The sequence below is a fragment of the Coprococcus sp. AF16-5 genome (assembly GCF_003479365.1).
Classification (GTDB): Bacteria; Bacillota; Clostridia; order Lachnospirales; family Lachnospiraceae; genus Coprococcus; species Coprococcus aceti.
The window spans coordinates 1-9766 of the sequence record NZ_QUGZ01000014.1; the positions used below are offsets into that span (position 1 = coordinate 1).

10 protein-coding genes and 1 pseudogene are annotated in these 9766 nt (G+C 38.4%); 9 read left to right on the top strand and 2 right to left on the bottom strand.

Annotated elements, in window-relative coordinates; translation table 11 throughout:
- Nucleotides 1–79 precede the first annotated feature (79 nt).
- The 5 genes and pseudogenes from DWW70_RS14495 (at nt 80) to DWW70_RS14520 (ending at nt 3975) form a co-directional block, all read left to right on the top strand.
- On the top strand, nt 80–2017 hold the full coding sequence (locus DWW70_RS14495; protein ID WP_243002936.1) for an ATP-binding response regulator: 1938 nt from the start codon (nt 80–82) through the stop codon (nt 2015–2017).
- A gap of 18 nt (nt 2018–2035) precedes the next feature.
- A pseudogene (locus DWW70_RS15450) lies at nt 2036–2254 on the top strand (hypothetical protein); the annotation flags it as partial.
- Between the two features lie 271 nt (nt 2255–2525).
- A complete protein-coding gene (locus DWW70_RS14510; RefSeq protein WP_005604353.1) occupies nt 2526–2765 on the top strand; it encodes a DUF6061 family protein in 240 nt (79 codons plus the stop codon).
- Nucleotides 2766–3022: 257 nt separating this feature from the next.
- A complete protein-coding gene (locus DWW70_RS14515) occupies nt 3023–3292 on the top strand; it encodes an autorepressor SdpR family transcription factor (RefSeq protein WP_005604351.1) in 270 nt (89 codons plus the stop codon).
- Entirely contained in the window at nt 3289–3975 is a 687-nt protein-coding gene (locus DWW70_RS14520; protein WP_005604349.1) for an SdpI family protein, read from the top strand. Before DWW70_RS14515 ends, DWW70_RS14520 begins: the two co-directional genes overlap by 4 nt.
- Nucleotides 3976–4060: 85 nt before the next feature.
- Here DWW70_RS14520 and DWW70_RS14525 read toward each other — a convergent pair whose 3' ends face one another.
- Together DWW70_RS14525 and DWW70_RS14530 are read right to left on the bottom strand one after the other, a co-directional pair.
- Nucleotides 4061–5587, bottom strand: coding sequence for a MobA/MobL family protein (locus DWW70_RS14525; protein WP_118650117.1), 1527 nt, complete (start codon nt 5585–5587; stop codon nt 4061–4063).
- Between the two features lie 350 nt (nt 5588–5937).
- The gene (locus DWW70_RS14530) at nt 5938–6168 is read right to left on the bottom strand and encodes a helix-turn-helix domain-containing protein (RefSeq protein WP_005604346.1); all 231 of its coding nucleotides are present in this window, start codon (nt 6166–6168) and stop codon (nt 5938–5940) included.
- A 175-nt stretch (nt 6169–6343) separates the two neighbouring features.
- Between DWW70_RS14530 and DWW70_RS14535 the strand changes: the two genes are divergently transcribed.
- The 4 genes from DWW70_RS14535 to DWW70_RS14550 all read left to right on the top strand — a co-directional run bounded on the left by DWW70_RS14535 (nt 6344) and on the right by DWW70_RS14550 (nt 9685).
- Nucleotides 6344–6964 carry a helix-turn-helix domain-containing protein gene (locus DWW70_RS14535; RefSeq protein ID WP_005604344.1) on the top strand — a complete coding sequence of 207 codons (621 nt, stop codon included), beginning with the start codon at nt 6344–6346 and terminating at the stop codon, nt 6962–6964.
- A gap of 84 nt (nt 6965–7048) precedes the next feature.
- Nucleotides 7049–8347, top strand: coding sequence for a tyrosine-type recombinase/integrase (locus DWW70_RS14540; RefSeq protein ID WP_012744117.1), 1299 nt, complete (start codon nt 7049–7051; stop codon nt 8345–8347).
- 226 nt (nt 8348–8573) lie between these two features.
- Nucleotides 8574–9173 (top strand): 3'-5' exonuclease, encoded by a 600-nt coding sequence (locus tag DWW70_RS14545; protein ID WP_158576573.1) that lies wholly within the window; start codon nt 8574–8576, stop codon nt 9171–9173.
- Between the two features lie 95 nt (nt 9174–9268).
- A complete protein-coding gene (locus tag DWW70_RS14550) occupies nt 9269–9685 on the top strand; it encodes a GNAT family N-acetyltransferase (RefSeq protein WP_118016915.1) in 417 nt (138 codons plus the stop codon).
- The last annotated feature ends 81 nt before the right edge of the window (nt 9686–9766 follow it).

The following is a 9766-nucleotide window of genomic DNA, read 5'->3' on the forward strand; positions in this document are numbered from 1 at the left end:
ATATTAAGTCAAATTCCTGTTTTTGAAACTGAGAAATCGGAATTTGTTAAATTGGAAAATTAGAATTTAGAGGATGTGAATGAGCAGCATGAAGAAAACAAAAGAAGGAGTTAATTTGAAGAAAAAGAAATTCCTTAGACTGAAGAATACAGGTAGTATCCTTGTGCTTATGGGGCTTTTGATAATTTTTGTAATAGCACTGTACACATTTATCCTGCAAAGTTCTTACACTAAGACTGCCCTTGAAACAGAAATTGCGCGCGATACAGCGAGTGCAGATGCAGTACACAAACTTGTGGATGGAAGAATCGGCAAAGAAGATTTTGATCAAATCAAAGATAAATCTGATGAAAAGAAGCAAATATATAAGGATATTTCTTCATATTTCAATGAAATCAGAACACTGAATTCTACTCGATATATTTACACCGCTACAAAAAATGAAGAAGGAAAACTCGTTTATGTGGTAGATGGTTTGGATTCGGATGCGGATGATGTAAGACACCCTGGAGATTATATTGAGGAAGAAATGGTTCCGTATATTGATAGGGCTATTTCTGGGGAGAATGTGTACTCTCAGGATATCATTGATACAACATGGGGGCCGATTTTTACGGCTTGCTATCCTGTAAGAGCAAATCATGATGGGACAGGAGAAATCATTGGCGCATTTTGCATTGAAATGGATATGCAATCAGCTTATGGAATGGTTGAAGAGACGAATCATATTTCCATCATCTGCGGTTTAGTCGCAGGAGCTGTATTGCTTTTAATTTGTCTATATACCTATTATGTTTACCAGAAAAGCAAGGCAGAAGAGCAAAAACAAAAACAATTATTAATGAACGCCGCTGAGAAAGCAGATGCTGCCAACAAAGCAAAATCTGCGTTTTTGCTTAATATTAGCCATGACATCAGAACGCCGATGAATGCCATTATTGGATTTACAAACATTGCGCTTCACCAGAACACGGTTTCAGATATTCATGATAGCTTGGAGAAAGTTCAAAAAAGTTCGAATCATCTTCTCTCTTTGTTGAATGACGTTTTGGATTTCAGTCGCATTGAAAGCGGAAAAGATATCATTTCGCCTGAGCCAGTGGACATTACTCAATTGACAGATAACGTCCAGGCGATTATGAATGGACTTCTTTATAACCGAGATCTTAAGTTCGAAGTACATCGAGAAAGACCAAAGAACCCATATGTCCTTGCGGATGTTACGCGTATTCGAGAAGTTTTGGTGAATCTTCTTGGCAATGCTGTGAAATTCACAAAGGACGGTGGAAAGATTACTTTGGATATCAGCAGTTACCCCGGAACGGATGAGAAACATATCATAATTCGTTATGTTGTTCAAGATAATGGTATTGGCATGAGTGAAGAGTTCCAGAAAGAATTATTCAAGCCGTTTTCACAAGAAGATGATGCTAATGCCAGAACCCAATATAAGGGAACCGGTCTTGGCATGGCCATCACAAAAAAACATATAGATATGATGGGCGGTTCAATTGCTGTTGAGAGCAAAAAAGGTGTAGGTACTACATTCACTGTGGAGATTCCACTGGAGTTGACAGAACAAGTTATTCAATCAAAACAAAAACAACCTCCACATAGAGATTTGACGGGTATTCATGTTCTTATGGCTGAGGATAATGATCTAAATGCTGAACTTGCTACGATAATACTGGAAGATGCTGATATGACCGTAACACGCGCATCAGACGGAAAAGAAGTTGTGGAATTGTTTAAAAATCATCCACGAGACACATACGATCTTATTTTGATGGATATTATGATGCCAAACATGGATGGATACCAAGCAACAAAAGCCATTCGAGCCTTGGGTATAGAGCGGTCCGATGCAGTTACGATTCCAATTATAGCTTTGTCTGCAAATGCTTTTGTAGATGATATTCAGGAATCCCTGGATTCAGGCATGAATGACCATATTTCCAAGCCGATTAACATGGAGGAATTAATCGATACTATCACTAAATACATTAAACACGATTAGGAAAACAAAGAAGTTAATTCTGATGAAAAGTTTGCACTGGTCTTGTCGGATGCGAAAGCGCAAGTTTCCTATGATTATGATACAGGTCGCATCACCACATTTCTTATCAGCACCCAGCACCAGGAGGACACCTCTGTTATGGATATTCGCCAGCTGGTGGAAGCTGTCATGGAAACCGCCGGGAAGATCAAGAACGACAATATGTCCGATCAGGATTTCTACAACTTCAAGTTTTGATTTGACTTAATTCATAACATTTATTAACTGTTATATCTTATCCTCGTGAAGTCCGCAACCCCTTGAAAATGCTAAATTTGTAGCGAGTGAGTTTGCCCTTATGCTTTCCCTTGTGTTATATCCTTTTCCCTCATGTTACGAATGCTCACAAGGGCAAAATTAAGGGAAAGAAAATCCAGTAACAAATTATAACATGAAATGAAAATGGCAGGAAGAACGGATTGAAATGCTTTCAAAACTTTTAGAAAATTAAGGAAAGGACAGATAAGATATGAGATTGATTTATGCAAGATATAATCCGCAATGTAATAGCATAGATGTAACCACGTTTGAAAATGTAGTGCTTAGAATTGATTGCAATAAGGCAGAGGAAGGATTGAGAACTACTCCCGGCTCCCAGTGTTCGTTGAATGCTTTGGCTATTGATAATCCATTAGAATATGCAAGATTATACTTGGATGGAGAAATGCAAGTATGGGTTGATGCAGAGGATCGTTTAGATACGTGGTGATTTTGCTAATATAATATCATGATAGAGGTCTAGTACTAAAAATTCCAGAAAAATATATAGAACGTACGGTTATTCCATAATAAGAGGCAGGAATCTTAAGTTTCTAGATGTTTGAATTTTGCCTTAAGGTAAATAGAGAGGACACATTGATTTTTCAGTGTATCTCCTCTATTTAAAATTATTTTTAAATAGTTCTTGCACAAAAACAAATAGCATGCTAAAATCTATTTAAAGAAAGTTTTAAATAGGTAAAAGATATGGGAGAAACTAACATTTTTAAAGTATTGGCAGATAGCCAGCGAAGAGACATTCTTATTATGTTGAGAAATGAACGATTAAATGCCGGAGAGATTGCTGAAAAATTACAGATTACACCGGCTGCTCTTTCTTATCATTTAAAATTACTTAAAAACGCAGACTTGATATCTGAATATAAAGAGAAAAACTTTGTTTATTATGAAATCAACACTACGGTTTTCGATGAATTAATTATATGGGTTAACCAGTTTGGAGGAAAAAAAGTATGAAAAAAATAATGTGGATAGTAGCAATGATACCAGTTGTAGTTACAAGTGTTGTACTACAGTTTATGCCTGATATTATACCTATGCATCATGACTTGGAGGGAAACACTGACAGATGGGGAAGTAAAACAGAAAGCTTTATTTTTCCGGTAATTATTTTGTTTATTACACTGTTTTGGCACTTGCTAATCTATGTGTTTGAGAAAAAATCAAAAAATGCAAATACAGAAAAGGAACAGATGGAAGCAAAATCTTCTGCAAAGGTATTATGTGTTGTAGGAATTTCGCAAGCAATCATGTTCGGGATTATGCATTATTTTATTCTTTATTCTTCTTGGATACAGGCAAATGCAGGTGGTGAACATGCGGTTATTGACATTGCAAAAGTTTCATGTATTTTGTGTGGTATTATATTTATTGTATTAGGAAATTTTATGACAAAGGCAAAACGAAATGCAGTAGTGGGAGTTCGAACCGTTTGGAGTATGCACAATGATAATACATGGAGAAAGAGTAACCGCTTTGGTGCAATATGTATTATTATTACGGGGTTATTGACTATCATTACAACCGTATTTACAAGTGGGATGACTGGCACAATCTTTATGTTGATTTATTTATTATTAGCAACAATTGTAACTGTGGTATACTCAAAAAAGATATATGATAAGGAAATAAAAAAATAATTTGTATCTTTATGCGAGAGGGTGAAATTCCAGTCTTTTACGGAGAGATAACAAACGAAGGGAGGCAATTGCCTCCCTTCGTTTGTTATCTACTCCTTCCACGGTTTGGTGGAGAATATGGTCTTGTTAACTCTCGCTCCTTTATGTCCTGTTTCTTAGATATAAGCCTATCGTGTAGAGACTGCGGCTTTTCTCCATACCGTTGTTTCCAATTCTTAAGGCTGTCCTGATAATCCCCATAAGCTGTCTCTGACTTATGAAATGCTTTGTAGAAGGCTTCCGCATTCTGATACCCGTATTCCTTTACGATATGGGATAATCGGGCTTTCATTCGGGAAATACGTTCCTCCAATCCGGCTATCTCTGTTGAAAGTTCGAAACGCCTTTTTGCTTTGAAGATACCTTTGCTGTCGGACAGTTCAATTTCAAGGTCACTTCGCTGTTTCTCGAGTGCAAAAATTGCTTTATTCTGTTCTTGCAGCTTTTGATAAATTTCGCATAAGTGCTTGTAAGAAACTGCTTCCGGTGATGGCTGTGGTCTTGGCGGTATGGCAGGCTTTGGTGTATCTGTCTGCTTTCTGCTTTCTTCTGGTACAGCTTTCTGCTCTTTGAAATCTGTGTTCTCCGGTCTTGCTTCAAGCTCTTTGGAAATTACTTTATCTGCAAGCTCCAGAGTTTTGAGAAATACTTTGGAGATTAACAGTTCTAATACTGCAATGGCAGTACCGATAATGGAAGATAACAGATTCGGTCTGTTTCCGTAAAGCCATACGGATTCCACAATCTTGTCCGTTATCCGTTCCTTTTTTATCTGCATGATTTCTGACTTGGAAACACCCGTTACAATCGCTCTGTCAACAGTCTGATTCCACAAGGTGCGTTTACTGTTGTCTGCCTCAATCTCGGTGGCTTTCGGATTGTTCTTACCAATCTTTTTGGTGGCAAGATACATACCGCCACGCTCAAAAACTTCTAACCGCTGGCTTTTATCCCACACATACTGATTGATAAGATTGGTATAATCCTGCTTGACGGTATCAAGGAAATTTTCAGCCTTGAAGTGTTTATCCTTAATGGAGAAAATCTGTCTTTCGTATACCTCACCTTTGTGAATCACCTTACATCTTTTACGGATATTTCCTTCTTCATCAAGTATCTCTTTCTTGGTGCGTACATGATTTCCCTTTTCGTCATAGAACATATTGCGGGTGGCAACCTTTTCTATGGGCTGTTCCAAGAGTGTACGCTCCGAAAAAATGAGATGGATGTGATAGTTGGTTTTCCGCTTATTGTGATGCAGGGCTGCGATACAGTCCGTTCCGTAAGTCTGTCTGAAATGGTCTGTAAATATCTGCAACAGTCTGTCTGGAGGATACTCCGTAAAAGATTCCGGCAGGGCTATGATCAATTCCCTTGCCTCAATACATTTCCCCTCCGTACCGCTTTTTTTAAATTCTGCCTGATTATATTTTGCAAGGTCAGTCCAAAAATTACGGTCTGTGGTTTCATATACCGCATACAGATTTTCCTGCTTCTTTGGGCTTGAAATATAATAAATTCTTCCCCGGACATTGTGGAGCTTCGTCATCTGAATAAATGAATTTCTTGGCATGTGCTTCCTCCTTTCCGTATCTGCCAAGTACGAAGCTGCAAGAAATGAGGATGGGAAACTTTCTAATGTGAAAGTGAGTAGGCTACATAGGTAGCCTGTCTACGAACATATCCGCCTGTCGGCGAAAGCTCCCAGCAGGGCGAAATACACAGAGTACAAATCGTAAGATTTGTGCGAGGGGTGTATTTCGCTCTCAAACGCCGAGGGCTTGTATAAAAAAGTTTCTTCCCCACTTCTTAAATTTCCGGTTGTATCTTAGAGGAAGCACATGGTATAATCTATTTGCGTGTAGGTATATCATGGCTTCGGTCAGATACATACCTTAGGGATGGTCTTAGGACTGTCCCTATTTAATTTGTCACATTTCTTGTGACAGCTCTGACATTTCCTTTGTCCCTTAAGTCCCTGCCTTCATTGGCGGTCATGAACTTTTCAAGCATATCCGTTTTGATAAGGACTTTCCGTCCTACCTTCAATACCGGAAGCTTTTTCCATTCTACCAGTTTCCGCAGGGTATTTCTGCCGATACCCGTATAGTCGGCAGCTTCCTCAATGGACAGTGCAATCTTCACTTCTGTCATTAAAACACCTCCTCTTGAATTGCATAATGCAATTTTGTGACTATGCCTACTATATAACTTTTATATCTTCTTGTCAAGCGTTACGAAATTTTAAAAGCAATTATTAACTTGCATATTGCAATGCCACTTTTACTGTGTTATACTTTAGCCATACCGAAAAAGGAGGCGTATCAGAATGAAAGATAAAGAATTACGCAAGTTAATCGGTAGCAGGGCAAAACAACGCAGACTGGAATTAGGTGTCAACCAGCCTTATATAGCAGAAAAGATGGGAGTTACCGCTTCCACCATACAGCGGTATGAGGCAGGAACGATTGACAACACCAAGAAGCTTGTTCTGGATGGTCTGTCGGAAGCACTTCATGTATCAGTGGAGTGGCTGAAGGGCGAGACGGAAGAAATGACAAGTGATGTTACGGATAAAAGGGAATTACAGATTCGTGATACCATGACTTCCATTCTCTCCAAACTGCCTTATGATATGAAGGCAGACGAAGCGGATTTTTCCAAAGATTTACTGCTGCTGATGTTGAAGGAATACGAATTATTCGTTGATTCCTTTCAATATGCCTGTAAGAATTTTAAAGGGAATACGGAAGATGCCACAATTGCAAAAGTAATGGGGTTTGAATCCAATCAGGAATATAATGAGATTATGTTCCTTAGGGAAATCACCCATACGGTAAACGCACTGAACGACATGGGCGACATTGTAAGGCTCTATTCCAAGAATCCCGAAACGGCAGCCGTAAGGCTTGCAAATCTTCTTTCAGAGAAAGACTCCGAACCGGTATAGATTAGACAACCGGAGTTATGATATACTTACACGCAGAAAGCATTTCATCAGTTCCGATTGTCGATATCGAAAGGAGTAACGATTATGGCAAAAGGTTCTGTAAGAAAGAAAGGCAAGAAATGGTACTACCGCTTCTATGTGGAAGATGCAAGCGGTAATCTGGTGCAGAAGGAATTTGCAGGTACGGAAAACAAAAGCGAAACGGAAAAGCTGTTGAGGCAGGCAATGGAGGATTATGAAGCCAAGCGGTTTGTTGCAAAGGCTGAAAACATCACACTCGGAGAGTTGCTTGACCTGTGGGCTGAGGAAGAATTAAAGACAGGCACATTGAGTAATGGAACGGTTGGCAATTATCTTCAGACAATTGGGAGAATCAAACAACACCCTATCAGCAAAAGGAAACTGAAAACGGTGACTTCGGTACACCTGCAGGAGTTTATGGATTTGCTCTCATTTGGAGGCACTGTGGGAGATTTTATATCAAAAGGATATTCCATTGATTATGTAAGGTCATTTTCAGCAGTATTGCAACAGTCATTCCGGTTTGCGGTATTTCCGAAACAGTTTATTACCTTCAATCCAATGCAGTATGTGGTGATGAGGCATAAAAAGGAAGAAACGGATTTGTTTGCGGATGAAACAGCCACAGACAGAGACAAGGTTAAACCGCTTTCCTTTGAAATGTACCGGAAACTGATTGAACAGCTTGGAAAACGAAGTGGGGATGCGATTCTTCCGGTTCAGATAGCATACTTTACAGGTCTCAGACTTGGAGAGGTAGCAGGTCTGACATGGCAGGATATCAACCTTGAAGAACAGTATCTCACTGTACGCAGGAGCATCCGCTACAATGGTGCTACCCATAAGCACGAAATCGGTCCGACAAAGTGGAAAAAGATCAGGGTTGTTGACTTTGGCGATACCCTCGCAGATATTTTGAGGAATGCAAAAAAGGAACAGCACAAAAACCGTTTTCAGTATGGGGAACTCTACCAGCGGAATTTTTACAGAGAAGTAATGGAAAAGAATCGGGTGCATTACGAGTATTATCATTTGGGAATGACAGAGAATGTGCCGGAAGATTACACCGAAATCTTCTTTGTATGCTTAAGGGAGGATGGTTGTCTGGAACTTCCGGCAACCATAGAAACAGCCTGCCGGACAGCAGGAAGAAAAGTACCGGAGCTTGAAGGTTTCCATTTCCACACACTGAGGCATACCTACACGACAAACCTCTTATCCAACGGGGCTCAGCCTAAGGATGTGCAGGAACTGTTAGGACACTCAGACGTGAGTACCACCATGAATGTCTACGCCCATGCTACAAGGGAAGCAAAGCGGACTTCCGCAAGACTTCTTGATAAAGTGGCAGGCAACGATTAAACAACTGAATAATGAATTTTCCCTTGTAATTATCCCATAAGGGCAAAAACAAGGGAAAAGGATACATATATAGAATTTTCAATGGCGGGAAGCCTTGAAAATAGGGGAAAGTTAAGAGAGTTAATAGATAAATTCAAGTTTTTGAAACTGAGAAATCGGAAGTTGTCGAAGTAATCTGTTTGAAAGAAATATGATAGGGCTATTTATTATATGGGGGATGAAAAAGTTGCATTATGGTTTATTAGATATTGAAATGACTTGTGATGGCAAGCAAGAGAATGGAAAATTTATTGATGATGGACGTATGAAGCGTTCGCAACGGGAAATTATATCTGTTGGTTTTGTCGTATGTGATGATAAATATAATATAAAAAATAGATATTACTCTTTTGTAAAGCCCGTGCACAATACTACAATTACAACTTATTGTGAGAAACTTACTGGAATCACACAAGCTGATGTTAACTGTGGAAAGAAGTGCAATAATGCTTTTCGCGATATTAATGAAATGTGCAAGCGATATTCCATAGACTACATATTCACATTTGGTAATGCAGATAATTTAGGTATTATGTATTCTGCCAAGTGGAACAGAAAAGAAAAGGAGAAAGTTGATAATTTATATATTATTGCAAAGAAAATTATTGATGTAAGACCTACAATTCTAAAGGCGATAAATTGTAAAAATTATCGGAAAAGTCCAGGTTTGTTCAAAATAGCCGAACGATTAAATGTTAAAATAAAGGGTGAACAGCATAATGCATTAAACGATGCAGTTTTACTTTATGGAGTATGTAGGGAACTTAATATACAAATGTCAATTTAACAACACAGGTGAAACTTCCAGTTTTTGAAACTGAGGAATCGGAATTTGTAAATCTGATTGATTTTATAATACAAAGTATTGGAGAGAAATAATATATGTTAGATTTAAAAATCAAATACAACGAACTAACAGCAGAGCAATTTATTGAATTATGGGAAACAGTATGGGGAGATGGACCATCTCTTGAGCAAACAAGACTAGCAATGAAACATACTATATTTAGAGTTTCTATATGGGACGGAGATTGCATTGTTGCTATGGCAAGAATGAATGGTGATATGGGACTTAATTATTATATTAAAGATGTTGTTGTCAGACCTGAATATCAGGGAAAAGGTATTGGAAGAATATTAATAGATGAATTAAGAAGGTTTATAAATAACAATGGAGTAAAAGGAACAGATATTTTTGTGGAGCTGTGTGCGGTTCCAGATAAGATACCTTTTTATGAAAAATTTGGATTTGAAGCAAATGAGGCACAAAGATTAAAAATTTTTCATCATGTCGAGTAATATTAAAATTCCAGTTTTTGAAACTGAGGAATCTGGATTTAAGGAGGTCTTGTATGAAGAAAATCGTATGTACAATGCTAT

What these genes read in the sequence shown, in the direction of transcription:
- DWW70_RS14495 (WP_243002936.1), top strand. Translation starts at nt 80, where the DNA reads ATGAGCAGCATGAAGAAAACAAAAGAAGGAGTTAATTTGAAGAAAAAG.
- DWW70_RS14525 (WP_118650117.1), bottom strand. Translation starts at nt 5,587, where the DNA reads ATGCCAAGAAATTCATTTATTCAGATGACGAAGCTCCACAATGTCCGG.
- DWW70_RS14540 (WP_012744117.1), top strand. Translation starts at nt 7,049, where the DNA reads ATGGCAAAAGGTTCTGTAAGAAAGAAAGGCAAGAAATGGTACTACCGC.
- DWW70_RS14520 (WP_005604349.1), top strand. Translation starts at nt 3,289, where the DNA reads ATGAAAAAAATAATGTGGATAGTAGCAATGATACCAGTTGTAGTTACA.
- DWW70_RS14510 (WP_005604353.1), top strand. Translation starts at nt 2,526, where the DNA reads ATGAGATTGATTTATGCAAGATATAATCCGCAATGTAATAGCATAGAT.
- DWW70_RS14535 (WP_005604344.1), top strand. Translation starts at nt 6,344, where the DNA reads ATGAAAGATAAAGAATTACGCAAGTTAATCGGTAGCAGGGCAAAACAA.
- DWW70_RS14515 (WP_005604351.1), top strand. Translation starts at nt 3,023, where the DNA reads ATGGGAGAAACTAACATTTTTAAAGTATTGGCAGATAGCCAGCGAAGA.
- DWW70_RS14550 (WP_118016915.1), top strand. Translation starts at nt 9,269, where the DNA reads ATGTTAGATTTAAAAATCAAATACAACGAACTAACAGCAGAGCAATTT.
- DWW70_RS14530 (WP_005604346.1), bottom strand. Translation starts at nt 6,168, where the DNA reads ATGACAGAAGTGAAGATTGCACTGTCCATTGAGGAAGCTGCCGACTAT.